The organism is Solitalea agri, from assembly GCF_023914155.1.
GTDB lineage: Bacteria > Bacteroidota > Bacteroidia > Sphingobacteriales > Sphingobacteriaceae > Solitalea > Solitalea agri.
The window spans coordinates 135,477-159,087 of record NZ_JAMWYS010000028.1 but is presented as its reverse complement, the minus strand read 5'-3'; the positions used below and the strand labels follow the sequence as shown (position 1 = coordinate 159,087).

25 protein-coding genes are annotated in these 23,611 nt (G+C 39.0%); 13 read left to right on the top strand and 12 right to left on the bottom strand.

Annotated elements, in window-relative coordinates; all coding sequences use genetic code 11:
* Nucleotides 1-56: 56 nt before the first annotated feature.
* Complete coding sequence (locus NF867_RS08355; protein WP_252587361.1) at nt 57-1,073, bottom strand: dipeptide epimerase; 1,017 nt, start codon at nt 1,071-1,073, stop codon at nt 57-59.
* An 87-nt stretch (nt 1,074-1,160) separates the two neighbouring features.
* Here NF867_RS08355 and NF867_RS08350 point away from each other — a divergent pair, with 87 nt between their 5' ends.
* The 5 genes from NF867_RS08350 to NF867_RS08330 all read left to right on the top strand — a co-directional run bounded on the left by NF867_RS08350 (nt 1,161) and on the right by NF867_RS08330 (nt 6,307).
* A complete protein-coding gene (locus tag NF867_RS08350; RefSeq protein ID WP_252587360.1) occupies nt 1,161-2,294 on the top strand; it encodes a hypothetical protein in 1,134 nt (377 codons plus the stop codon).
* Between the two features lie 87 nt (nt 2,295-2,381).
* Nucleotides 2,382-3,512, top strand: a complete 1,131-nt coding sequence (locus NF867_RS08345; protein WP_252587359.1) for a hypothetical protein — start codon at nt 2,382-2,384, stop codon at nt 3,510-3,512.
* Nucleotides 3,513-3,661: 149 nt separating this feature from the next.
* Nucleotides 3,662-4,645: a hypothetical protein gene (locus NF867_RS08340; RefSeq protein ID WP_252587358.1), complete on the top strand. Its 984-nt coding sequence runs from the start codon at nt 3,662-3,664 to the stop codon at nt 4,643-4,645.
* A gap of 138 nt (nt 4,646-4,783) precedes the next feature.
* Complete coding sequence (locus NF867_RS08335) at nt 4,784-5,623, top strand: hypothetical protein (protein ID WP_252587357.1); 840 nt, start codon at nt 4,784-4,786, stop codon at nt 5,621-5,623.
* Nucleotides 5,624-5,788: 165 nt separating this feature from the next.
* The gene (locus NF867_RS08330; protein WP_252587356.1) at nt 5,789-6,307 is read left to right on the top strand and encodes a DUF6933 domain-containing protein; all 519 of its coding nucleotides are present in this window, start codon (nt 5,789-5,791) and stop codon (nt 6,305-6,307) included.
* 54 nt (nt 6,308-6,361) lie between these two features.
* On the opposite strand, the gene NF867_RS08325 is transcribed toward NF867_RS08330, so the two are convergent.
* Nucleotides 6,362-6,610 (bottom strand): DUF4342 domain-containing protein, encoded by a 249-nt coding sequence (locus tag NF867_RS08325; protein ID WP_252587355.1) that lies wholly within the window; start codon nt 6,608-6,610, stop codon nt 6,362-6,364.
* 290 nt (nt 6,611-6,900) lie between these two features.
* On the opposite strand from NF867_RS08325, the gene NF867_RS08320 reads away from it, so the two are divergent.
* Nucleotides 6,901-7,392: a DinB family protein gene (locus tag NF867_RS08320; RefSeq protein ID WP_252587354.1), complete on the top strand. Its 492-nt coding sequence runs from the start codon at nt 6,901-6,903 to the stop codon at nt 7,390-7,392.
* A 16-nt stretch (nt 7,393-7,408) separates the two neighbouring features.
* Here the strand turns inward: NF867_RS08320 and NF867_RS08315 are convergent, their stop codons facing one another.
* Complete coding sequence (locus NF867_RS08315) at nt 7,409-8,740, bottom strand: neutral/alkaline non-lysosomal ceramidase N-terminal domain-containing protein (protein WP_252587353.1); 1,332 nt, start codon at nt 8,738-8,740, stop codon at nt 7,409-7,411.
* Between the two features lie 202 nt (nt 8,741-8,942).
* On the opposite strand from NF867_RS08315, the gene NF867_RS08310 reads away from it, so the two are divergent.
* The 7 genes from NF867_RS08310 (at nt 8,943) to NF867_RS08280 (ending at nt 13,398) form a co-directional block, all read left to right on the top strand.
* Nucleotides 8,943-9,131: a hypothetical protein gene (locus NF867_RS08310; RefSeq protein ID WP_252587352.1), complete on the top strand. Its 189-nt coding sequence runs from the start codon at nt 8,943-8,945 to the stop codon at nt 9,129-9,131.
* Between the two features lie 247 nt (nt 9,132-9,378).
* On the top strand, nt 9,379-9,840 hold the full coding sequence (locus tag NF867_RS08305; protein ID WP_252587351.1) for an Lrp/AsnC family transcriptional regulator: 462 nt from the start codon (nt 9,379-9,381) through the stop codon (nt 9,838-9,840).
* A gap of 79 nt (nt 9,841-9,919) precedes the next feature.
* Nucleotides 9,920-10,249 carry an ArsR/SmtB family transcription factor gene (locus NF867_RS08300; RefSeq protein ID WP_252587350.1) on the top strand — a complete coding sequence of 110 codons (330 nt, stop codon included), beginning with the start codon at nt 9,920-9,922 and terminating at the stop codon, nt 10,247-10,249.
* 230 nt (nt 10,250-10,479) lie between these two features.
* A complete protein-coding gene (locus NF867_RS08295) occupies nt 10,480-11,313 on the top strand; it encodes an arsenite methyltransferase (RefSeq protein WP_252587349.1) in 834 nt (277 codons plus the stop codon).
* Nucleotides 11,314-11,423: 110 nt separating this feature from the next.
* Nucleotides 11,424-11,915 carry a GNAT family N-acetyltransferase gene (locus NF867_RS08290; protein WP_252587348.1) on the top strand — a complete coding sequence of 164 codons (492 nt, stop codon included), beginning with the start codon at nt 11,424-11,426 and terminating at the stop codon, nt 11,913-11,915.
* A gap of 1 nt (nt 11,916) precedes the next feature.
* Nucleotides 11,917-12,966 (top strand): ACR3 family arsenite efflux transporter, encoded by a 1,050-nt coding sequence (gene arsB, locus NF867_RS08285; RefSeq protein ID WP_252587347.1) that lies wholly within the window; start codon nt 11,917-11,919, stop codon nt 12,964-12,966.
* Nucleotides 12,967-12,984: 18 nt separating this feature from the next.
* Nucleotides 12,985-13,398, top strand: coding sequence for an arsenate reductase ArsC (locus tag NF867_RS08280; protein ID WP_252587346.1), 414 nt, complete (start codon nt 12,985-12,987; stop codon nt 13,396-13,398).
* Between the two features lie 94 nt (nt 13,399-13,492).
* Here NF867_RS08280 and NF867_RS08275 read toward each other — a convergent pair whose 3' ends face one another.
* The 9 genes from NF867_RS08275 to NF867_RS08235 form a co-directional block, all read right to left on the bottom strand.
* Nucleotides 13,493-14,242 carry a hypothetical protein gene (locus tag NF867_RS08275; RefSeq protein ID WP_252587345.1) on the bottom strand — a complete coding sequence of 250 codons (750 nt, stop codon included), beginning with the start codon at nt 14,240-14,242 and terminating at the stop codon, nt 13,493-13,495.
* Nucleotides 14,243-14,417: 175 nt separating this feature from the next.
* The gene (locus NF867_RS08270; protein ID WP_252587344.1) at nt 14,418-15,005 is read right to left on the bottom strand and encodes a hypothetical protein; all 588 of its coding nucleotides are present in this window, start codon (nt 15,003-15,005) and stop codon (nt 14,418-14,420) included.
* 161 nt (nt 15,006-15,166) lie between these two features.
* On the bottom strand, nt 15,167-17,008 hold the full coding sequence (locus NF867_RS08265) for a cytochrome-c peroxidase (protein ID WP_252587343.1): 1,842 nt from the start codon (nt 17,006-17,008) through the stop codon (nt 15,167-15,169).
* Between the two features lie 73 nt (nt 17,009-17,081).
* Entirely contained in the window at nt 17,082-18,539 is a 1,458-nt protein-coding gene (locus NF867_RS08260; protein ID WP_252587342.1) for a PhoX family protein, read from the bottom strand.
* A 163-nt stretch (nt 18,540-18,702) separates the two neighbouring features.
* A complete protein-coding gene (locus NF867_RS08255; protein ID WP_252587341.1) occupies nt 18,703-19,245 on the bottom strand; it encodes an SRPBCC family protein in 543 nt (180 codons plus the stop codon).
* Between the two features lie 84 nt (nt 19,246-19,329).
* Complete coding sequence (locus NF867_RS08250; protein ID WP_252587340.1) at nt 19,330-20,487, bottom strand: TlpA disulfide reductase family protein; 1,158 nt, start codon at nt 20,485-20,487, stop codon at nt 19,330-19,332.
* 21 nt (nt 20,488-20,508) lie between these two features.
* Entirely contained in the window at nt 20,509-21,039 is a 531-nt protein-coding gene (locus NF867_RS08245; protein ID WP_252587339.1) for an SRPBCC family protein, read from the bottom strand.
* Between the two features lie 13 nt (nt 21,040-21,052).
* Nucleotides 21,053-22,228 (bottom strand): TlpA family protein disulfide reductase, encoded by a 1,176-nt coding sequence (locus tag NF867_RS08240; protein WP_252587338.1) that lies wholly within the window; start codon nt 22,226-22,228, stop codon nt 21,053-21,055.
* Nucleotides 22,229-22,255: 27 nt separating this feature from the next.
* Nucleotides 22,256-23,473, bottom strand: coding sequence for a thioredoxin family protein (locus NF867_RS08235; protein WP_252587337.1), 1,218 nt, complete (start codon nt 23,471-23,473; stop codon nt 22,256-22,258).
* Nucleotides 23,474-23,611: the final 138 nt, after the last annotated feature.

Below are 23,611 nucleotides of genomic sequence, written 5' to 3'. Positions count from 1 at the left end.
ATGAGCAAGTGTGAAGAGGAAGAGCGATTTGACAATTCAAATCGCTCTTCATTTAATTAAGCTTTTGGAGTTATTCCGAGTCCCACGGTATTTGGCAAGATGATCTTCCCATCTTGCAATATCGGATCGTCATAAGGTTTATCAATCGTTAGCCAAGGACCGTCTAAATCAGCATAATCACATAAAGGAGCCAAAGAGGCGGCGGCCATAATAGCGCATGAAGTTTCGCTCATGCAACCAATCATCACTTTCAAATCTAATTGACGGGCCTTAGCTATCATTTTAGCAGCTTCATGCATTCCGGTGCATTTCATCAGTTTTATATTAACACCTGAATACACTCCTTTGGCCTTTTCTACGTCACCAAATCGTTGTACGGCCTCATCGCCAAAGGTTGGAATCGGACTATTTTCGGTAAGCCAGGCATTATCATCTACAAGTGTTTTAGGCATAGCTTGCTCAACAAATACGGCACCATGCTCAGCCAGCCAAAAGATCTTTTCCAAAGCTTCATGCCTGTCTTTCCATCCCTGGTTAGCATCAATATATAATGGCTTATCGGTTACTGAACGAATGGTCTCGATCATCTCCCGGTCGTTAGCACCTCCCAATTTTACTTTCAACACCTTAAAATCCGATGTCTCAAGCAGTTTTTTCTTTACTGTCTCGGCCTTATCAATCCCAATGGTGCAACTGGTAACCGGCATTTGAGCAGGTTGACTACCGAATAAACTGTAACAAGGTTGATTTTTAATCTTTCCGATAAGGTCATGCAAGGCAATATCAATTGACGCTTTGGCCGCAGGATTTCCAGGAGCAATAGCATCAACATAGGCAAGAATCTCTTCTATATTTTCTGGAGATGAGAATTGCGACAGATCAACTTTAACTAAAAAGTCGGCAGCGGTTTGTTGCGACTCACCCAAATAAGGAGGCATCGAGGCTTCCCCATGGCCGACCAACCCGTCGTACTCAATTTGCGTTAACATTAAGGGAGTAGAGGTTCGGGAGAAATTAGCAATTGTAAAGGGATACTTCAGTTTTAAATCAAATGCCTTGAAACTTAACTTCATAATGGATTAAGGAATATTTATATTTAATATTCAGCAGCATGGTTAGCGTTGAATAACAAATCACAAGGGCGCCAAGTTAACATTTATATGAAAGTATCCATCCCCATTTTAATAATCGCTTTTGTAACCTTTTCGTGCGGCTCGGCTCAAAAATCATTTGAAAAAGGCGATTATGTCTCATCCTTTGAAAGAGCTGCAAAAGAACTGAAAAGCAAACCCAACGATAACAGGCTGATTGAGATTCTTAAAGATTCATATAAAACAGGTGTTAGTCAACAGCTCGACAAAATCAAATCGCTTGAAGCAAGCAACAATCCTTATAAATATGAAACCATAGCAGCCGAATATGTTACCATTAACAAGATGTATGACCTATTGCAAAGTGTAAATTGCTGTGAAAATTTTAAAGAGAATTACCGCGATTTTAAACCTGAACAACAAGATGCTTTTAACCATGCCGCGGATGCCAGGTATCATTACGGAGAACAAGCCATGGCTCTAAATACGCGTGAAGGTGCCAAACAAGCCTACAATGAATTTAGTAAAGCCGCGCAGCTTGTTCCCAATTATAAAGATGCGGCTCAGTTAGCACAGCAAGCTCGTGACGCGGCTACTGTCACGGTCTTTATTCAAGACTTTGGAAACATACAACCAATGTATTCACTCAATTATAACCCTTTTTATAACCAGGTAAGTAATTACCTTTTTCAATTAAATAAGCCTGGTAGCTTTACCAGTTTTATCAACGGCACCACTCCGGGTTATAATAATAGTTCAAAACGCCCCGACCAAGTGATACAAATGAGTTTCCCGATGATCAGCTTTAGCCGACCGATCATAACTAAGCAAACCGTTACTAACTCACAACAGGTAGGTACCGGCAAGAAAAGTGTAGATGGGAAAGAAATTATGGAAACCGTTAGCTCAACCGTAACCATTTATACCAAAACAGTAAATACCCGAGCCGAACTATTTTACCAGATTTTAGACAATCATACAGGTGCATTTATCTATTCAAATCGTGCTTATTCCGATTTTATTTGGACGTACTCATGGGCGACTTCCAGAGGCGACCGACGTGCTCTTGATAGCAATAGTCAACGATTAGTGAGCATATCGGAAGTAGCCCCTCCTCAAAATCAATTCCTATTCGATGAGCTAACCCGACGGCTCTATGATGATTTTACATATCAAATAAATAATTTCTATAGTAATTACTAAAAGTGCTTTATTTTTAGCCCGATTTCTTAACGGTTATCTTTTAACTGTTTAGAAACTTATATTCGTTTTTGAACCAAATCAGTTTGTATGAAAAACCTTATTCGGGTACTTATTCCTTGTACACTTATTATTGCTTCGTGCTCCTCACCTAAAAGTTCTTTTGATAAAGGAGATTATACCAAGGCATTTTCCCAATCGGTAACACGGTTAAAAAAAGACCCAGAGGATAAAAAAGCCCTGGCCGTTTTAAAAAATGCTTTTGAGTTTGCAAAAAATGACCACTTGCGCATTATTAACGATGCTAAACTTTCTAATGATGTATACCGTTGGGAATCGGTGGGGCGTGAATACCGGGCTATAAATGCTTTGGTGAACCAACTGAATTATTGTCCGGCCTGCATGAAAATCATTGGACCCACTGAAAATTATAAAGCTGCTGAAAGCGAAGCTTTTTTAAATGCAGCCGAAGTACGTTATAAGCTAGGAGAAAAGGAACTTGCTACCGGCTATCGTGAAAACGCCCGTACTGCTTATGATCACTTTATGGCTGCTGATCAATTGTACTCGGGTTATAAAGATGCTCGTAAAAAAGCAGATGATGCTTACTGGGATGCTACCGTTAAGGTTTTAGTTGAAGACATCCCGGTGCAAAGCAGAGCGTTTAGTTTGAGTAACGATTTTTTCCGTGAGCAGGTTTGGAAATACCTCAATGGGCTTTCTAATCGCGACAATTCATTCGTTTACTTTTACAACCCGAAAGATTTTAAACAAAGCGGATTAAAACAACCTGATCAGGTTTTACAATTAGCCTTTGACGAATACATTGTTGGAAATACTTACGTGAAAGAGAACAACTACGATATGCGTAAAGACTCGGTAATTGTGGGTAAGTTGGATAACAAGAATGTTTACGGAACTGTAAAGGCCAAAGTAAAGATCTTGCGCAAAGAAGTCTCAACTTCTGGAGCATTAACAGTAAGACTGATCGATTCATATTCTAACAAAGTGATACAGCAAGAACGCTTACCAGGAACCTTTGTATGGGCGTATGAGTGGGGTTCATTCAATGGTGATGAACGTGCTCTTTCCAAAGATCAGTTAAGCATTTGCAATAAACGGGAGCTTCTTCCTCCGCCTCCTCAGGATTTGTTTGTAGAATTTACCAAACCCATTTACGACCAACTGACCAATAAATTGAAGCGGTATTACGTAAATTAAGTCGTTCCGCAATTACAGCATAAAGCCGGATTAAGTATACATTTAATTGCATTACTTAATCCGGCTTGTTTTTTATTCTCTATTTTTGCCTCCGTTTTCAACTTTTCGGCACCAATGCTGTTAACGAAGAGTTATAATTTTTATCATTCATGAATCTTCATACCCCTTTCGATAATTTCAACTTTGGCAATAAAACCTGTTATTTGAGCGGAGAATCTCTTACCTCTACAGATCAAAAAACAGAAGTATTTCCATTGTGGCTGCAAAACCGCTTTCAACTGCAAGACAAAGCATTCCGTCATTTAAATGAGAAATACACCACTTACGGAAAGCTGAAAGTACCGGTAAGTGCGAGTTTGCAAGCAGAAGTTATTAATCCGTTTGAAGCTAAAATCGAGAAAGCATTTACTGAAGGATACGAAGCAGTAAAAGACTTAAGTGAGCACGAATTGTTTTTATGGTTTGGTAAGATAATGTATGGCATCATCTTCAACGAGATTCAGATTGCTTTGCTTGAAAAGCCAGCAGGAGAGCCTCTTTCCTTTTCAGCTACCCTGATTAACAAATTCTCCAACCACCTTCGGTTTGTTCAATCGCTATTTATTCCAACAGAGTTTGAAGAGTTCACACCTTGGTCGGTAAGTGTTTATAAAGTAAAGCAGAGCGAAGACTGTTTCGATTACCGTAATGAAATGAACACGCTGGTAGCTTCATTGCAAATGAATGGATTTGGCGTTGTGGTTTGCATGCAAGACAATGGCGAAAATAAGCGTCTGCACCGCCCGGCAATTGAATTGGTTAGGGGCAAAGAGTTACATCCTATTCAGTTCCAGGAGATGAACGCTCGTTTCTACTATTCAGCCTATTTATTCAACCGTATTCCGCAATATGTTAGCCTGCCCCCTGCCGACACTACAAAGAACTATACCATTAGCGCTATGCCGCTACACGGTGGTGAAGGACGAGCCCTTTTCGACAATTGGAACAACAAAACCTATTGCCAGGTGTTAGAAGCCTTTTGGAAACCATGGGGCCTTGTGTTGTTCGAGATCTATAAAAACCCTGAACAGCCTATGAGTTTTATTGTAAACGAACAGGGAGCGTTTAACGAAAGTGTGGAGTTGCCCTACTAGGATTGACAGAAAACTTCTACCTCAACTTTTATCAGCTTTGAGATTTAAATAAAATAATTAATTTGGAGAACCGAATGGCTTACTAACAGTAATACGTTAAGCGAAATTTTGAAAACCCTGAATATACCTTTATCTTCTATGAAAAAACTTTTAATATTCCTATTTTACTTATTTACAATTAATAACGTTTTTAGCCAGAACGATATCAGTCAAGCCACTTCAGCAATCTTAAAAGAAGGTAAGCTGCTATATCAATCGGAAATGGCGTCTTGGTATGGTACTGATATTTTCCGTGAAAAGCTTAAAGATAAAGCTCCTAAAGTTGGCGGCTATTTTTCATATGGTGAAAATGAAGGAGCCAAATGTATATTCTTCTCAAACGATGAGATTCCGAAAGTTATTGGATCAGTTTCATTTGATAGCACCTATAATGTAAATACAGCAAGGGTTGATGCTACAGAACGTGTTTTCTCCCCTAAAGAGATGTCTTTGTATCAAATACGAAAAAAAGCACTAGCCACTATTAAATCCGACACTCTTTTTAAACATTATAACAACACCAACCTTAATCTTATTCCTTTAATTGAAAACAATCAGAAAAAGGTATACGTACTGACAGGGCCAAGTGTGAGCGGAGTTGTTGTGTTCGGGAATGATTATCTTTTAACATATGACAACGACCATGCATTAGTTAGCGTGAAACGGCTACATAAAAATATTATTCCAATAAATTATGAAGACAAGCAAGAGCAAAACGGGATAATAACCATGCATTCTCATCTTCCTGAAACTGGCGACTTTATTACAGCAACCGACATTTGTACGCTTATGCTTTATGAAAAATTTGCAAAGTGGAAACAGCACATTGTTATGTCAAAAAACTATGTTTCATTATGGGATTGTAATAAGGATATACTTGCAATTCTGACCCGGGAAGCATGGGAAAGGATTGGCAAAAATGAAAAAGGTGCAAATTAATTGAGCTTTGTGATTGCAAAACCCTTCTGATAAAATTGAAGCGCTATCAAAAGAACTATAAACAGAACAAAAATATTTTAACGAATTCGTATGGGTTAAGGATTGAGTCGATAAAATGCTGAGGCACTATCAAAAACCAATATTCACAAGTAGCTTATTATCCCAATGATTCAAATTTTCTGTTCACAAAAATTCGCTAAGCTTTTAGAACTTCCATCTAAAAAGAATAGTTCTATAAATACTGAAGAAAGCCTGCAAGCCTGGAATGCTCACTTATTTTCGGCCGATAGAAGGAAGTGCTTAATTTTTGTTCATAAAACAACACTTTATACTTTTATTCTCCTAGATATTTTAAAGAAGGATTTAAAAGATCTTCCTTCTCTGTTCATTGAGGGATTCATAAACCAACTTAAGACAGATCAATTAATAAAAGATAACCACGAGCTTATATTACGTAAGCACTATGACTCTATTACACTAAAAAACACCGACAACGATAAAAAAGTACTTGGTTCAATAAATGATTATGTGTACCAGACAAAATTTATGATAGAAATAAATGGAGGCATTCATAATTGCGATGCTAATGATATTGGTCAGCGCCTCAATGATACGCCAATGGGAGCTATAAAGTATGGATTTCCAATTGACAGAATGCGTGAAGAAATAGAAAATCTCAAATAACGCAGGATTAAACTTTCCATTAACTGAGGTTAGTTTTTTACACATTGTCCCTGCCTACTCCACCTCCCTCTCCACAGTAATAGAGCACTCGCCAATCAAAGCAGCCATTGCTCCAATAGCGGCTAAAACAGGAGCAAAAACAGCTCCTACTACACCTATTGTAAGCGGTACAGACATAATTTCTTTTCCGGTTTTATCCGAAATAATGATCTTGCGTACGTTCCCTTCGTTGATCAATTCTTTGATCTTATTTAACAGTTCCTCGCCCTTAATGTTAAAGGTTTCCTTAAATGAGTTACTCATAGTTTCTGTCGTTTGCTTTATCTAAAATAAGAAATTATAAATCTTAAATAGATCTGAGGATAAGCATCGCAAGCCTACAAAATGAATTGGAGCTTCTGAACTTTACTTTAATGTGGCAAGAAATGTTTAACCAGAGGGTTTTAAACCTAATGTATTTTTTATAAATTCCTAAATAATTAGTACTCTGAAAATCAATGCAATCATCTTAACAAAGATCCTCAGCTCAACAGAATCGGATTCATAAACTAAATGGCGATTAATTATTAATTCACCATTAACCAATTAAAAACATGACCATAACAACTCAAATAGCTCAGCATTTTAAAAGCGTTTACTTTGGTGGAAACTGGACCTCTGTAAGCTTTAAGGATGGCTTAAGTAATGTTACGTGGCAGCAAGCTACAACGGTGGTTTACTCTTGCAATACCATTGCCGCCTTGGTTTTTCATACCAACTATTATGTAAGCAATGTTTTAAAGGTTCTGCAAGGCGAACCCCTCAATGCTCACGATAAATTTAGCTTCGATTTGGCGCCCATTGAATCAGAGCTGGATTGGGAAAATCTGCTTAATAAAACCTGGGCAGACGCCGAGAACTTAAGCAAGTTGATAGATCAGCTGCCTGAAAGCAAACTTTGGGAAGCTTTTACTGATGAAAAATATGGAAACTACTACCGCAATTTGCATGGACTTATTGAACATTGTCATTATCATCTAGGTCAAATTGTCTTATTAAAAAAGTTGCTCTCCCCAAAAGAGCCTAAGCATTTTCATCCATTATAATAACGAAATGCGAATATTACTTTAAGATCAATCCGTTCACCAACTCACTGAAATAGCGCCCATTATTTGGACCATACCAATTCATTTCGCGCGTTTCTGCTTTAACACTATCATAGTACTTATCTGGGGTGATGTAACCAATATAGCCTCCATTGAATGAAGTGATAAGAAGATTGCGTTGTTTTTTATTACTTATTTCTTGCGACAGTTCTACCATTTCACCCGAATAATCACATGGGGTTCCAATAAAAACAATGTTTCCGATTTGCAGGCGGTTCATCCCAATTTGTTGTTTACCCAATAGTGCATTGAACACCCAAGGGCGCAAACGATATTCATCATTTACCCGTAACTGCGGATCATGCAATTGCAGAGGCAAATAAGCAGTAGAAATAAATGAAGTAGTATCGGTTTTTATACTATCATGTTGGTTAAGTCGCTGCTGAAGCTTGGCTGCCAACGCTTCGGCACGTTGAACTCCCTTTAGAGTGTCTTTTATCGGGCGCATACTACCCACCGCTCCTGCAAAAAAAGTTGCAAAATTGCAGCTGCCACCTCGCTCGAGTTTTTGCACCAGCATACCCGGATAATCGCAGCTTATCAAATTATCACGTTTAGGAATACAAGTTGCATGTGCCGAATAACTTAGCATCATCGCCGACTCGTGATTATCTTTTACTATTTTAATTACCCGTAAATAAGGATCTTCGGGAAACGAGGATCCGAACAATCGATTTTCCACCAGATCTGCTGCATTAATCGCCTCAAAACCAATGGTACAATTAGAACTGCTCGCTTGGGCTTTTTGCACTCCCGCTATAATCCCATTGGCAACTTTATCAATCATGTCTTCATTAAACGGACCAGCTAACGCCCATCCTCCTAAACCTTTCGCCCACCCACCAGCACTGCTGTGTGTATGAGTGGCTCCAAAGTAAACCTGTGCTCTTGAGAAGCCCATTTTTTCTAGCTGAGGCATCACCTGATCAACCACCAATGGTGGAACGATCATCATATCGAGTGAAACTAGGGCAGCTTTTTGCAAGCCGTTATCAAAGACCAGGGTACGAACAAAAATGCTATCATGAATACCAGAGAAGCTTTTCCAGCGAACACCGTAACCAGCTACATGCACATCAAAATCGGGTGTAATATTTTCAGCAGCCCAGCCACATTTCAAAAGTTTACCATACCCTTTGTTTGGTTGCAAAGCTGATAAAGCTTTCATGGTTGCCGGATAATATTGCGTTTGCTCAAGAGGGGTAAAGTCATTTCGCTTTAACAGGCAGGCGCCGGCTACAAACAAAATAACCAGTAGTATCAGCAGAAAACGGAGGATTCTTTTCAAGGGAACTGGATATTAACGTTAAAGTCCAAAAATACATAATTTACAAAGGCTAATCTTCCCCGTGAAAAGAAAAAGATACTGAAAACCATTCAAACATGTTCGGGATATTTATTTTTAGTTAGAAACTCTATTATTACTTTTCAGCATCATTATGTAACACTAATGCGGTTCTGGTTGAGTGACAGAAAATGATCTCGACTGGATGAATGATGATCAAAAAAAGAGTGCGTTGGTTACACAACGCACTTCTTTTGATTTAGGTTATGAAGAAAAGTTTATTTTTGGTCGGTTAATTGATTTTGGTATTGTTTTCGGATTCGGCGCACTCCCAGCATGCGCCTATCCAGCAAACTTACAACAAACTATTTTTGATGATCCGCTATTAAAATAACACAATGGGTTGAACCCGGATCATTTTTTAAATCACTCTTAAACAACGCATTAGTTAATCACTACTTCAACGGTCATTGATCAACTATCACGATGTAAAAGTGTACATATCCGATTTTAATAACAATAGTCTCTTTGATTACCGAAAATTTTCAGGAAAAAAGGTATTTTACTAACTCTTTTTTCAGTTTAGTTGTAATTTAAATCTTAATATTGCTTTTTTTTCTGAAACACAAACTTGTACGCAAATGGCTGAATTAGATCAGGTAGACATTGAAATCTTGAAATTACTTCAAAAAGATGCCTCATTAACGAATAAAGAGCTAGCATTTCATTTGCGTAAATCTATTGCCACCATACATGACCGTGTAAGGCGCTTGCATGAAAAAGGTGTAATAAAGCGAACCGTAGCTATTTTGGATCGAAAAAAGATTAACAGAAAGTTGGTCACTTTTAGTCATGTGCTATTGAACGCTCACACAGCCAGCACACTTCACCAGTTTGAGCAAGAGGTTATAAAGTTTCCGGAAGTAATGGAATGTTTGCAAATGAGCGGATCGTTCGACTTTATTCTCCGCATTGCCACTACCGATATGGATGCCTACCACGACTTTTATCGCAATAAACTAGCTATGCTCCCCAATATCACAACCGTACAAAGTTTCTTTGTTTTATCGGAAGCTAAAAGCGATACGGCCTACCCTTTATAATCCGAAGCCATTATGTTTTTCAAAAATAATTTTTGAATTAAATAATTAATCGTAATATTGCGATATATAAATTAACGAAATGGGAGTTACCCGCACCGAAATATTTACACAAGAGCAAAACGAGTTGGCGCAAATGATGAAAGCATTGGCCCACCCTGCTCGCATTGCAATTATTCAACAGCTATTGAAATCGCAAAGCTGTATTTGTGGTGATCTGGTTGACGAGATCGGTTTAGCACAAGCTACTATTTCACAGCACTTGCGCGAATTAAAAGCTGTGGGAATTATTAAAGGCACCATTGAAGGCACCAGCGTTTGCTATTGTATTAACGAAGAAGTTTGGAAACATTATAGCAAAACGTTTGGAGAACTCTTCAAAAGCTTTGTTGAAGGTAAATCTTGTTGTTAAAAAAATTTAATCTTATCTATCGCAATATTGCAATTAAGCATTCAAGCTAAATAATATGAAAACAGTAAAACACACAAGTCCTGCAGATCATGAAGTTATACTGATGGCAAATGATTCTTGCTGCAAAGCAGATTGCTGTCCAAAAGACAAGTTTCAGCCGAATAAAAAAGTAGAAAGCAATGTATTACCGATACTATTAACCCGTATTTAACATTTAACCCCTTATAATTATGAAAACCGAAGTAGAATTAAAAAACCTTGTAAAAGAAAAGTATACCGAAATAGCTTTACAGGACAAGGAAACCAATATGGGCTCTTGCTGCGGGTCGACCTGCTGCTCGGATGAGGTGTATAACATCATGAGCGATGACTATTCGAAACTCGAAGGTTACAACGCCGATGCAGATCTAGGTTTGGGTTGTGGTTTGCCGACAGAATTTGCCAAAATTAAAAATGGCGATGTGGTAATTGACCTTGGCTCGGGAGCTGGAAACGACTGCTTTGTTGCCAGAAGTCAAACCGGTGAAACGGGCAAAGTGATTGGCATTGATTTCACTGAAGCGATGATTAACAAAGCTCGTGCTAATGCAGAGAAACTGGGTTATAACAATGTAGAATTTCGTTATGGCGACATTGAAAAAATGCCTGTTACATCTGCAATCGCCGACGTAATTGTGAGCAACTGCGTGTTAAACCTAGTGCCTAATAAAGAGAATGTGATCAACGAAATTTACCGTGTACTTAAACCTGGCGGACATTTTAGCATTTCGGATATAGTACTGGTAGGAGCATTACCGGAAACTTTGAAGCAAACCGCAGAAATGTATGCAGGCTGTGTTTCAGGAGCAATTCAAAAAGATGAATATCTTGGATTTATTGCTAAAGCCGGCTTTGAGAATATAAACCTGCAGAAAGAAAAAGTTATCAATATTCCGGATGATATACTTTTGAATTACTTAAGTGAAGAAGAACTATCCACTTATAAAGAAAGTAAACTTGGAATTTACAGCATTACTGTTTATGCCGAAAAACCTGAGGCTTGTTGTCAACCGGGCTGTTGCTAATCCCTAAATCCCCTAAAGGGAACATTAGGTTCTTCTCAAGAGAAACTTGAACTGCATTTGATGTTCAGCATTTTCTATTCGATATTTATCATTAATAACTTATCAATAATATGACGATTACTCCTATGCTTCCCGAACATTGGGAAGCAGTAAAAACAATTTATGAGGAAGGTATTGCAACCGGAAATGCCACCTTTCAACAATCGGCTCCAACTTGGGAAGAATGGAATGAAGGTCATTTACAAGCATGTCGATTCGTAGCACTTATTGACAATAAAATTGCAGGCTGGGCCGCCTTAAGCAAGGTTTCGGGCCGTTGCGTATATGCGGGTGTGGCCGAAGTAAGTGTTTACGTTGGAGAGAACTACCGTGGCAATGGTATTGGAGCTTTATTACTCAATCATTTGGTTGTTGAAAGTGAGAAAAACAATCTCTGGACGCTTCAAGCGGGCATTTTCCCTGAAAACAAAGGCAGCTTAGCACTACACCAAAAATTTGATTTTAGAATAGTGGGCAAGCGTGAAAAAATTGGCAAAATGGACGGTATTTGGAGAGATACTATTCTATTGGAACGAAGAAGCAAAGTAGTAGGAATTGAATAATATGCAAAAGCGACTTTCTTTTTTAGACCGAAACCTAACGCTGTGGATCTTTCTTGCCATGGCTTTAGGTGTAGGAATTGGATACTTTTTCCCCTCAACCCCGGATTTCATTAACCGTTTTAACAGTGGTACTACGAATGTACCTATTGCTATCGGTTTAATTTTAATGATGTATCCCCCATTAGCCAAGGTGCGATACGACAGGCTGGGAGATGTATTCAGAAATAAAAAAATATTGGGTTTATCCTTAATCCAGAACTGGATCATAGGTCCTGTCTTGATGTTTATACTCGCCGTTGTATTTCTTCGGGATTATCCAGAATATATGATCGGTTTAATTATGATAGGTATTGCCCGATGCATAGCAATGGTGATCGTCTGGAATGATTTAGCCGGAGGCGACCGGGAATATGTGGCGGGCTTAGTTGCTTTCAACAGTATTTTTCAGGTATTGTTTTATAGTTTATATGCCTGGATTTTTGTAACCAAACTACCGTTGCTTTTCGGAGTCCAGTCTGCAATAGTTGATATCAGTATTGGACAGATTGCCCAAAGTGTATTCATCTATTTGGGGATTCCATTTATTGCCGGGTTCCTGTCTCGAAACATTCTTATGAAACTTAAAGGAACAGAATGGTACGAACATACCTTTTTGCCTGCAATCAGTCCAATTACCTTAATCTCTTTATTATTTACCATTGTAATAATGTTCAGTTTAAAAGGTGATTTAATTGTAAAAATTCCTTTTGATGTGGTACATATCGCTATTCCTTTACTGTTATACTTTGGAATCATGTTTTTCTCAGCCTTCTTTCTGGCAAAAAAGGCAGGCACTGACTATGAAAAGTCTACTTCGCTAGCGTTTACTGCTGCCGGAAACAACTTTGAACTGGGTATTGCTGTGGCTATTGCAGTCTTCGGGATCAACTCAGGAGTTGCTTTTGCGGCTGTTATCGGTCCATTAATTGAAGTGCCTGCACTTATCCTGTTGGTAAATTTCGCCCTCAAACAAAAAACAAAATTCAAGGAAGTAATAAGTCAACCTAAATAATCAGCAACAATTTAAAAAATGAAAAACGTATTGGTACTCTGCACAGGCAATTCATGTCGCAGTCAGATGGCGCATGGCTACTTACAATTATTTGCAGGTGATAAAGCAAAAATTTACAGTGCTGGAGTAGAAACACACGGAATTAATCCAAAAGCGGTTAAAGCAATGGCCGAAGATGGAATTGATATTTCAGCACACACCTCAAACAATGTTGACGAATACGCTGGAATTGATTTCGATTTTGTAATTACTGTTTGTGATAACGCTAAGGAGCGCTGCCCGGTTTTTCCATCAAAAGCAAAGCAATTCCATCATGATTTTCCTGATCCAGCTAAACTGCCAGGAGATTATGAACAAAATAGGGAAGCGTTTATTCATACCCGTAATTTGATTAAGGATTACATGAAGAATTTTGTCGAAAGGGAACTTTAGAATATTGTGTTTAAAACTCTCCAAAGCATTTCCAGAGGAAGAGCTTTGGAGAGCTTTATTTTTTATGTCAAATATCCTGCATACTACCCGCCCGCTATTTAGGCAAACTATACGTAATGTTTCCCTGTTGATCCAAAAAGTTCAGTTTAGCATTTCCGTTTGAATCAACAAGCAATTGAAGTCTCGGCTTTCCTAAACGATCAGCAAGTGTTACCATGGCTGTTTTGCTATCGTCCTTACCGATAAAAACTCGCTGAGCAACCGCCCTTTGCCCTTTTCGAGGCTCCATTAATTTCTTTAATAGTTCTTCTTTAGCCGGACCATCAGGAAGTTCCTGTGCTTTTTTATACTCAGCGCGCCAATCCCAAAATGCTGGTGCAGTTTGCCAATCATCTACATGCAAACCTGTGTTCTGATCGCCATTATCATCGGCATAAGTTAGATAGAGTACCTGGTTCTGATTATACTGGTCAAAAGACAAGTGACCTGTAGCGTGGTATTGGCCACTACTATCCTTCGCTCCCCTAAATACCAATCCGCCATTTTCCGTGCCTTCGTCATTATAAAAAATCAGCCCGGGTCTGTTTGCCCCTGGAATTGGAGGCGTAAGGCCCTTACCGTACGCAAGCACCTCAGGTGATCGGCTTTTGTTGGAAATAACCATCCGTAATTGGCCGTTATCCTCTATAATATTAATACGTTCTACTGAAATTTCTTTAAAACGTGAAATGCCCGAACTGGTAAATGCAAAGAGACCTGCGGTAATAAAAAGTAATGTTGAGATACCCGCATACCATTTGAGTCGAACCAATTCCTTTTGCATTTGGGCTAATCTTTCTTCCATAATGTAGCTTTATTAAGATGTTTATTTTTGGTGAGGACCAAAGATAGCTACAGACTTCTATACAATAGGGATTAATAGCACCTAAAAGTAATTGCACTATAGTCCAACCAAAGTGATCAGTAAAACGATTGTGATTAGGGGCGGGGGGGTACTAAATCCTACTGAAAGCCGAATGTTAATATCCGGCTTTTACTTCTTTATCTTCTTCAGTACTGATACCGCTTCGATGTAAGATTAGCAACTCTTTTCCCTTATCGAAAGAGAGCTCTATCCAGCCGTGATATAGTTCTCTATTCTTCTTAACCTGTACTGGAAGAAACTTATGATCGGCGTCTTTCCAGAGCCCCTCCCAGAAATTGCCATTGAAGGTTACAATTTTTTCAGCAAGTAAAATGGAAGATATCTCATACCAGGTATAGCCTTCATACGTTTTAGAAATCGGATCGAGTTTATTTAATACCGGAGATTGATCCTGAGCATCATTCAATAAGTAACGCTGCTGTAGAGAGTTTGCTAAATACTGAATGCGGTCTCTTTGCAAAACAGGGTCACCCACTAATTGAACGTTAAAATAGAAATCCCGTACCCCGTCGTTGTCAATGTCTAAATATTTAATCTGGCCAAATTTCACTTCAATGTCTCCAAGGTTACGATAAAACATCTTTGGATGCGTTTGGTCAGGAGGTTCCTCTGTCTCATTGTCATCCTTTTTACAACTGATCAATAGTATAAAGCCCAACAAGATGAAAAGCCCATTTTTCATAAGTTTATAGATAAGGTGTGATTAATAGTTAACGGCTCGTTCTACTAAAATAAGCAGATAGAACACTGGCTCCAAACCAGGTTCAATGCGTATCTATAATTGTTACACTCCTTGCACAAAAACAAGTAAAACTTCTCCTATGAATGCCAAAAGATTATCTATTAATAAGTTGCCTTACGGCTTGCCGTAAGTTCGGCAAGTTTTGGTAGTTGTTTGGGCATACTTGATGAAACGCTTGTGTCCGTTAGTGTTTTCATAAAAGCCACTAGTTGTTTCTTCTCATTTTCTGTTAGGTTCAGCTTATCAAAAGGCAAGGTTAAATACGGAAGATCAGCTCCAATTCCTGCGGCACCGCCTTTATTATAAAAATCAATCACCTCTTCTAAGGTTTTAAAGGCGCCATTATGCATATATGGCGCTGTTAAAGCAATATTTCTAACGGTTGGGGTTTTAAATGAATACCGATATTGCTCAAACTGATAAAGATTAAACTTACCTCTGTCTCCATCAAGCTTAGACTTTGCCGCATTGCTTTGTGGAACGCCGATCACTTCCGACTCACTTCTATCATAGTTAGGAGGGACTGTTCCATTAAATAAAGGCGCGAAGTGACAGGTGCCACATTTACCTTTGCCCATGAATATATTAAACCCGACGATCTCGTCCTTATTCATTTTACTCTTATCGCCTCTTACATATTGATCGAATCTGGAATTCATGCTTTTTAACGAACGAACATAAGCAGCAATTGCATTCTTTATTGATGATGATGAGATTGATTCATTTTCTGCCGGGAATGCTTTTTTGAATAATTGTACATATTCTACACTGCCTTTTAGTCTAGTTACGGCTTTTTCGAATGAGCCATGCAACTCGTTCTTATTATTAATTACTGCGGCTGCCTGATCCTCCAGATTGGACACACGGCTATCATAAAACTGTGCCTTCTGAAACCCTGAGTTTAATAAAGTCGGCGCATTTCGCTCAACCACGCTTGCCTCATCAAACGCCACACTCTTTTCCAGCCCATCGGTAAATGCTTTTTCAGGTTGGTGACAAGAAACACAGGCCCGATTATGATTTCCGGATAAAATAGGATCGAAAAAAAGCATCTTCCCCAATGCCACCTTTTGCGTTGATGTATGGGAATCATAATTGGGGGTGAAGAAATTTTCATCAAACGCATCTTCATCAAAAAGTGTTACAACTGTGGTTTTAACGGCTCTAAGCTCTTTAAATGGCTGTATGCCTAAACTTAATTGAACATTGTGCAGTTCTGTCGATAATGGATTGGCAAAATCAGTAATGAATTGCAGACGGTTAAAGCTATTGAAGTCGGAGTGTTTTTGAAGATATTGCACAGCAGCCGTTCCCCATTCCGAATCTTGGTTATATAACCTTAACGTTTGCTGCATACTCAGTATAGCTGCAGCTGCTTCATTCATAGAGTTTTGTGCCGAGGGAGTATCAAAACCTGAAATACCCATTGATATAATGCGGTAAACTTCCAAGCGCATGGCATCAAATACATGCTGATCGGTAACGGGAATTGTATTAGCCTGATCGGTCAATCGATTCATAGTAATAGCAAGTGAATGAACTTGACCCAACAGCTCTTGCTTATTTGTGGTATCAAGCGATGGAAATATAAAAGGTTCAATTACCTGGAAACCTTCGGGAGCTATAACGCGTTTGTCGGCCACTTCAATTTCGTCCAACGGCGCACCATTGATAAAATCAGCAGTGTAAGGACAAAAATATTCGACCAGAAACTCTATTTTTTTATACTGAAATCGAGCCTCGAGAAAATCATGTTGCACCTGCTTTTGTGTTGCATTTTTTCGGATATCACCCTCCAACTTAAGGATGCTTTGCTTCAGGTCATCTATCCCGATTAGGAGTGATGCTCTAACTGTTTCAGCATTGTTCGATTTCTTTAAACAAGCCTGAAAAGAAGCAACAAGGCTCAATGCTATTACTATTACAATAATTTTTTTTTGCATGCCAAAAAAGACTAAAAACCCTCCGAAAGCAATCAGAGGGTTTTAAATATATGTAGAAGTGTAAGGTTAGCTATTAACGAGGAAGGCCCTTTAAGATCACAACTTCACTGCCTTGGTTTTCAGTTTTACGCTTGCTGCCACCATCAACGCCTGCAAACTTTTCGCTTTTCCAGGTATGAGGTTGAATACATAATGCAAATACATCATCGATACCAACTACTGAAGAAATATCAATTAAGCCACCATATTCCCACGAACCGAAAGTGGATGAACTAGTGCCGTTATAGGTCACAGCATCAGCAGCATTTCTGCGGTGATCCAACTCAAATACTTTCTTAAGTTCTTTTGTGGCGATATTATATTGATAGATATAGGCATCATGGGTTTCGGTTCCGTAACCATTTGAATCTTCTTGTACGTAAACATAGTTTTGCGTTACGCAAATGTTATCAGGGTTCTGGAAATCTTTAGCGGGACCATTGTCATCATCTCCGTCTAAAATTACTTCCAGTTTACCTTTTAATGGATTCGTAGCATCAAGGGTGATTCTATACACACGACCCCAAACAGTACGTGACTTATCAGCATTATCGCCGCTAGGATCCTGACCTGTTACGTTAAAGTATACCTCATGTGCATTGGTTCCACTTCCTTTACGGTAATCAACATCCTCAACACGACCAAATTTGATCGCTTTTAAAGGATCAACCAACGCCTGAATCTGTGCACCCGTTAAATTCAAATGATTATCGATTTTAGCAAACTCAACATCATATTGTTTTCCAACGGTCATATCAGTTTCTTTCTGAACACCATCAACACGTTTAAGCATGTATAATGAACCAGTATTCAAATCGCCTGCACTAGCAACATACATGGCCATCTGACCGCCAGTAGCGTCAGAAGCATCTTCGCCCATTACAATTACAGTTTTCCCCGGGTAAGCATTCTTATTCAATGGAACTGAGTTTTCTCCGCTCCAGTGGCCCAAGGCTGGTATACCGCGACTTGTGTTATTAGGTAAAATATAATTCTGAAAAGGATCGATCTTGTGGGTCATGGCTTCCACATTACTTTCACCAACAGAAAAATAGTACGGACCAAAACCATGTTCTTCAGGAGTAACCATTGTTCCCGAACATAGCCGCCACTGTCCTCCATCAGAATTTAAAGCATATGAACCTTTAACAGGTTTTAAGGTTTCATCCAACTCAACACGTGAAACTGAGTAGTTATCCTCGTTGTTAACGAACATCACAAAACCGCCGGCAGGATTTTTAATCATGCCAATACCATCAGCAGAGCCACCGAAACGATAGTTGGTAAACTCGTCGTTAGAGCTGATTAAAGTATACGTTTCAACGTTTTCGAAACCCGAGAGTTTCTTCAATAAAGCTGGAGTTTCAGAATAGTTTTTTAAAACGACCTTGCTCACTTCCGGAGTATCCTTTTTCGTGTCGTCGTTGGTACAAGCAGTTACAGCTATTCCGGTAACGGCAAATGATAGTAGAGTAAAAGTTAATTTGTTCATCAGGTTTTTATTTTCAACGCGAAAGTATCCCCCCAATGTAACGCAGGCTTTAGCCAGGTTTTAAATTATCGTTAACCCTAAATTTTAGAATGATTATAAATAAAAGAGCCATCTACTTATTGAGATGGCTCATAACCGAAAAAACACAACTATTAAAGAACCACTAATTCATTGGTGTTGCAGGAATGGTATTTTTAAACAGATTAGTCATTCCTGTCGCATAGACTTCAAATTCGGCAGTAAGCTGAGCTATTAATGCCTTCTTTGCTTCCGCATTTCCTTCAATACGGGCCAACCATTCTACATCAGTGGTTTTTCCACTTGCTTTAGTAAATACAGCAATTTCTGCACTCTCAATTCCTTTAGGCAATGATTCTTGTGTAAAGCGATAAGCGATAAACTTATGCTCTTGCTCTATCTGGTCAATCTGCTCAACTCGGGTTGTACCGTTGGCGAATGTAAGTACACGGTCAAATGGCATTGAAGAGCCCTTAATTACAGCCGATTTTATAAAGTCTTTACTGTATAAGGTTATTTCTTTTAAGTCAGAAAGCAGGCTCCAAACCGCCTCTTGCTCAGCTTTAATGGAGGCTTTTTTGGTTACATCCCATTGAATGGTAGCCGCTGCACCCATTTGGGCATGAGCTGGTTTAGGGCTGGTAATTATTATTAATCCCAGCACCATCAAACTAAATATCTTTTTCATTCTTTTTAATTTAATGTAAGTTCAGAATTGAAGGGGCCATTTTCAGACCCCAACGTTGACTTAGGTTATATAAAAGAGAAGCTTTTAGATTCCGAAAATTTCTTTCAGTTTTTCATCAAGACTTTCGCCACGAAGGTTTTTCTCAATAATTTTCCCGTCTTTATCAACCACCACCAGGTAAGGAATACCGCTGAACAAGTACGAGCTCATTACCGGTTTCGAATCAGGCGCGTTTACTTGTGGCCATGTCATTTTTTCCTCATCCATGGCTTTTTTCCACTGATCGGCTTTGGCATCTAACGATACGGCCAAAATCTCCAGGCCTTTATCTTTATACTTTTTGTAAACTTCTTTCAGGTGAGGAATTTCCTGACGGCAAGGACCACACCATGATGCCCAGAAATCGATGATCAGGTATTTGCCTTTGAAGTCTTTAGGTCCTAACTTTTTACCCTGCAAATCGGCATAGGCAAAATCAGGTGCCGGGCGACCATTTTCGATTTTCTTGGTTTGTGCCATGTTAGCGAGAATTTCTTCTTTTTGCTTTTTCACCTGCGGCAGGTTCGGGTATTTCTTAGCCAAATGATCCAATGTTTGCATCATCAGATCACCATCACGTTTCCAGCTTAAAAACTGAAGTGGATATAAAACCGTTGGCTTGTCCTGATACATTTTTACCAGGTAACGCATTCTTGAAAAGAAATCAGAAGTTAAACTATCGGTGTTTGCTTTCGCATTTACAATCCAAAGCGAATCTTTGGATTTCTCTGCGCAATACAACTGATTATAAACCAAAATCATTGATTGATAGTTTCTATACGCCTCAAAATTGGCATGATTGATTACATCATTGTCTGCCGAACCTTCTATGTGAATATGTGGAGGATTTTTAATTTTTACCTTCGCAGTATCAATCCCTCTGAAGCTGATTTTTAAATCATCCTTATCGGCCCAGAAATCAATCCTATCCATGTAATAAACGCGGATCTGATAAAAATCAGGCTTATTTGTATTAACCTTAAACTGAAAAGTATTATTGGCATCAAGGGAAGTACTATCAATTGCTTTAAAGGCTTTGTTAAAACCTTCACCCACATATTGTCCCAAATAAATTTTGTCTTTACCGCTTGGATCAGGAAATTTCACTTTTCCTGTAACGGTAATGCTTTTGCCCGATTGCGCAAACAAAGATGTTGCTGCAAAAAGAGCCGCAACCGCTAATCCTAATCTTCTCTTATACATTGCTATTCTTTTTATACTATTTTACTTATTCAATAATTTCTTTAAGCCTTCCGCATAGTTGTCGAACTCATTTTCAATTTCAGCAATGAGTTTCTTCTTACTCTCAGCATTTCCCTTTACAATCGCCCACCATTTTACATCCGATTTATTCGAGTCCGTTTCATTCAAAGTGATCGTACAGGCAAGCGTTGCTTCTTCAATACCTTGAGGTAATGAAGTAATGTTAAAGCAGTAAAACTTGTAGGGTTCATTTAATTGCTGAACCACATCCTTCCGTTCTACTCCTGATTTGAATTTCATGGTTCGGGTTATAGGGAACTCAGAACCATTTGTAACCGACGATGAAACATACCCGTTGGCATAACTTTCCACTTGATTCACTTTAGATACGATCTCCCAAACCTCGGACGGGCTAACATTATAGGTCGTTGTTTTCGACACATTAATGGTTTGCTTTTGTGCTTCAGCCATCTGAGCCTTGGCACTGAAACCTAATAAACTCAGCATCCCGCCAGTGTAAACCATCAGGAGCTTCTTACTAAATCTTTTCATGCAGATGATCTTATTAATCTTGTTTGCCAAAAATCTCTTGTAACTTTTGCTGCAGCTCTTCAGCTCTTAGGTCTTTGGCAATAATGTTCCCGTTTTTATCTAACAAGAGGTTGCTTGGCACAGCATTAATGTTATACATTTTAGCAGCTGCATTTTTCCAGCCTTTCAGATCGCTTACATGGGCCCAGGTAAGTCCGTCTTTTGTAATCGCTTCTACCCATTTGTCTTTTTTATCATCTAAGGATACGCCCAGAATTTCGAAGCCTTTTGCATGATATTTATTATAGGCTTTTACTACGTTGGGGTTTTCTGCGCGACACGGCCCACACCATGAAGCCCAGAAATCAACCAATACATATTTCCCTTTATAAGAAGAAAGTTTAATGGGCTTACCATTCACATCATTCTGAGTAAAATCCATTGCCGGACTACCCACAGCCGTTTTCTTGGCAATTGCTTCAGCCTTAGCAATGTTTTCGAGCTGGTTTTTGGCAGGAGTAAACTTAGGATAAAGTGTTATTAGCTTATTAAGTGTTGCCACTATAAATTCTTTATTCCTTCGCGGGCTTAAATAATTTAGTGCGTAAAGAACCTGCGGCTTCGTGCTGTTCATTTTTACTAATAGCTTAATACGCTCATCCATATCGTCATACTGGTCCCACATAAACTTTTCTAAGTTCTTCGCCATTGTGGTATCTTTCTTCAAAGAAGCTTTATACTGCAGCTGACTAATAGCGATGGTGTTCTGATAATTACGGTAAACGATGAAGTTCACATCGTTGATCAGATTGTTTTCATCTCCGCCTTCAATAAATACATACGGAGGATTTTTGATCTTTATCTTTGCCGTATCTTCTCCTCTGAAATCAATCTTCAGATTCTCTTTATTGGCCCAAAAACTGGCGCGATCCCATTTATAAACATCCAGTTCATAAAAATCAGGCTTACTGGCATTTACTTTAAAACTGTAAGAACCATCAGCTTTAACACGAATGGTATCGATAACCTTTAAATCGTCACCCGATCTTTTTTGTAATAAGAAAGGAAACTTTTGTTGGTGTTCTTTTGACGGCACAAACTTTACTTTTCCGGTTACGGTTATATATTTAGCAGATTGGGCATGCAATGCGCCCGTTGTCAACAATACCGCCCCTGTCAATGCTAAAACCTTTATAATATTATTTTTCATCGTTCTATCTTCTTATGCTTTATCTAATTAGTTATTCATGATTGGAGGAGTCATTTTGCCCTGAGCAGCCGCTTGCTTTCTTAAGTTTTCAGAATTTAAAGCAAACGCTTCGGCCTCTTTGGTTTTGCCAAGCTTTTTGCTTGCCATTTTCCGTAGGTCAGAAGCTAAAATCTGCGTGAACAGATCTTCCTTATCCTCATTGTAATAATCGGCCCATTTTAAAGCGGTAGTGCTGTATTTCACCGGAGCTGAACGCACCATTTCCATTCCTGCCCATAAAATTGAATACGAGTTCGGCTTTTGACCTGCGGGTGCCTTTTTCAGTGTATTGTTGATCAATGCGCAATATTGATCCCATTGATTAGTGCCTGCAAACTGTGCTAAATGCAAGGCAGTAAGCTGCTGCTGATCCGACGGAGAATTACTTGAAGCCAATAAAGCTTCCATCGCTGTGGCTCTATTTTTTGCTGCCGGTAAATTAATGTTGCTGGCGTACGCTTTCTTTAATGAGCCAATGGTATTACCGAAAACCTGATTAAAATACATATCGACTTTTCCTGCTCCGTACTTAGCTTTTAAATCATCCGATTTGCCATACAGGTAAGCAAAGGCTTTTGAACTAACATCGAACAAAAAGCGGCTTTCCAATTCCCAGTTTTTGCTGTCAAGCAAAGTATTCTGGGGCAATGCATCGAAATAAACCTTAGCAACCTCACCCATCTTAGTATGTTCGTAAGCGGTTTCAAGTGCTGTCATGTAGGCAAGGCTGGTTGCTTCAGAATGGTCGCCGGCATTAAATTTTTTCTCCAACCCGTACACTGTATTTTCAGGGTGCAAGGCTTTGCGCGATTCGGCCATGAACTCATTTACAGGAGCAGAACCCACAATTTTGTGTACCAGGTTTCCATCACCATCAATAAATAATAAGGTTGGATAGGCTGCAACATCAAAGCGATCTTTGAGCTTTGGGCCTTCCCCCTTTTCCATATCTACCTTTAGGTTTACGAATGTTTGGTTAAAGAAATCGGCTACACTATCGGTTTTAAAAACCGTATTGGCCATTACTTTACAGGGGCCGCACCAGGAAGTATAGGCATCGAAAAAGATCAGTTTGTTTTGTTTCTTAGCTTCAGCAAGTACCTCCTTAAATGGAGCATCGTGCTTAAAGTTTATTTCCCGGGTTTGAGCCTTCACACTCAAGGCCAGCGCGCAGCAAACAGCTGCCGATAGAAGAATTTTGTTCATTACTTTTTACTGTTGGTTGTGATTTTAAAAAGCACTCAGGCTTATTTGTTAAGTAAAAATTTCTCGCTATATCTTCTTTTTTTCGTTTGAAAAGGCAATAGAAGCGGGGCCGGAATCCACGAAATGGCCCCGCACTTG

Excerpts from the sequence above, each read along its gene's own strand:
- NF867_RS08355 (WP_252587361.1), bottom strand. The coding sequence starts at position 1,073 with ATGAAGTTAAGTTTCAAGGCATTTGATTTAAAACTGAAGTATCCCTTT.
- NF867_RS08260 (WP_252587342.1), bottom strand. The coding sequence starts at position 18,539 with ATGAACAAATTAACTTTTACTCTACTATCATTTGCCGTTACCGGAATA.
- NF867_RS08350 (WP_252587360.1), top strand. The coding sequence starts at position 1,161 with ATGAAAGTATCCATCCCCATTTTAATAATCGCTTTTGTAACCTTTTCG.
- NF867_RS08335 (WP_252587357.1), top strand. The coding sequence starts at position 4,784 with ATGAAAAAACTTTTAATATTCCTATTTTACTTATTTACAATTAATAAC.
- NF867_RS08345 (WP_252587359.1), top strand. The coding sequence starts at position 2,382 with ATGAAAAACCTTATTCGGGTACTTATTCCTTGTACACTTATTATTGCT.
- NF867_RS08270 (WP_252587344.1), bottom strand. The coding sequence starts at position 15,005 with ATGAAAAATGGGCTTTTCATCTTGTTGGGCTTTATACTATTGATCAGT.
- NF867_RS08235 (WP_252587337.1), bottom strand. The coding sequence starts at position 23,473 with ATGAACAAAATTCTTCTATCGGCAGCTGTTTGCTGCGCGCTGGCCTTG.
- arsB (WP_252587347.1), top strand. The coding sequence starts at position 11,917 with ATGCAAAAGCGACTTTCTTTTTTAGACCGAAACCTAACGCTGTGGATC.
- NF867_RS08320 (WP_252587354.1), top strand. The coding sequence starts at position 6,901 with ATGACCATAACAACTCAAATAGCTCAGCATTTTAAAAGCGTTTACTTT.
- NF867_RS08300 (WP_252587350.1), top strand. The coding sequence starts at position 9,920 with ATGGGAGTTACCCGCACCGAAATATTTACACAAGAGCAAAACGAGTTG.
- NF867_RS08265 (WP_252587343.1), bottom strand. The coding sequence starts at position 17,008 with ATGCAAAAAAAAATTATTGTAATAGTAATAGCATTGAGCCTTGTTGCT.
- NF867_RS08280 (WP_252587346.1), top strand. The coding sequence starts at position 12,985 with ATGAAAAACGTATTGGTACTCTGCACAGGCAATTCATGTCGCAGTCAG.
- NF867_RS08340 (WP_252587358.1), top strand. The coding sequence starts at position 3,662 with ATGAATCTTCATACCCCTTTCGATAATTTCAACTTTGGCAATAAAACC.
- NF867_RS08240 (WP_252587338.1), bottom strand. The coding sequence starts at position 22,228 with ATGAAAAATAATATTATAAAGGTTTTAGCATTGACAGGGGCGGTATTG.
- NF867_RS08290 (WP_252587348.1), top strand. The coding sequence starts at position 11,424 with ATGACGATTACTCCTATGCTTCCCGAACATTGGGAAGCAGTAAAAACA.
- NF867_RS08310 (WP_252587352.1), top strand. The coding sequence starts at position 8,943 with ATGAATGATGATCAAAAAAAGAGTGCGTTGGTTACACAACGCACTTCT.
- NF867_RS08250 (WP_252587340.1), bottom strand. The coding sequence starts at position 20,487 with ATGTATAAGAGAAGATTAGGATTAGCGGTTGCGGCTCTTTTTGCAGCA.
- NF867_RS08330 (WP_252587356.1), top strand. The coding sequence starts at position 5,789 with ATGATTCAAATTTTCTGTTCACAAAAATTCGCTAAGCTTTTAGAACTT.
- NF867_RS08325 (WP_252587355.1), bottom strand. The coding sequence starts at position 6,610 with ATGAGTAACTCATTTAAGGAAACCTTTAACATTAAGGGCGAGGAACTG.
- NF867_RS08255 (WP_252587341.1), bottom strand. The coding sequence starts at position 19,245 with ATGAAAAAGATATTTAGTTTGATGGTGCTGGGATTAATAATAATTACC.
- NF867_RS08245 (WP_252587339.1), bottom strand. The coding sequence starts at position 21,039 with ATGAAAAGATTTAGTAAGAAGCTCCTGATGGTTTACACTGGCGGGATG.
- NF867_RS08275 (WP_252587345.1), bottom strand. The coding sequence starts at position 14,242 with ATGGAAGAAAGATTAGCCCAAATGCAAAAGGAATTGGTTCGACTCAAA.
- NF867_RS08295 (WP_252587349.1), top strand. The coding sequence starts at position 10,480 with ATGAAAACCGAAGTAGAATTAAAAAACCTTGTAAAAGAAAAGTATACC.
- NF867_RS08305 (WP_252587351.1), top strand. The coding sequence starts at position 9,379 with ATGGCTGAATTAGATCAGGTAGACATTGAAATCTTGAAATTACTTCAA.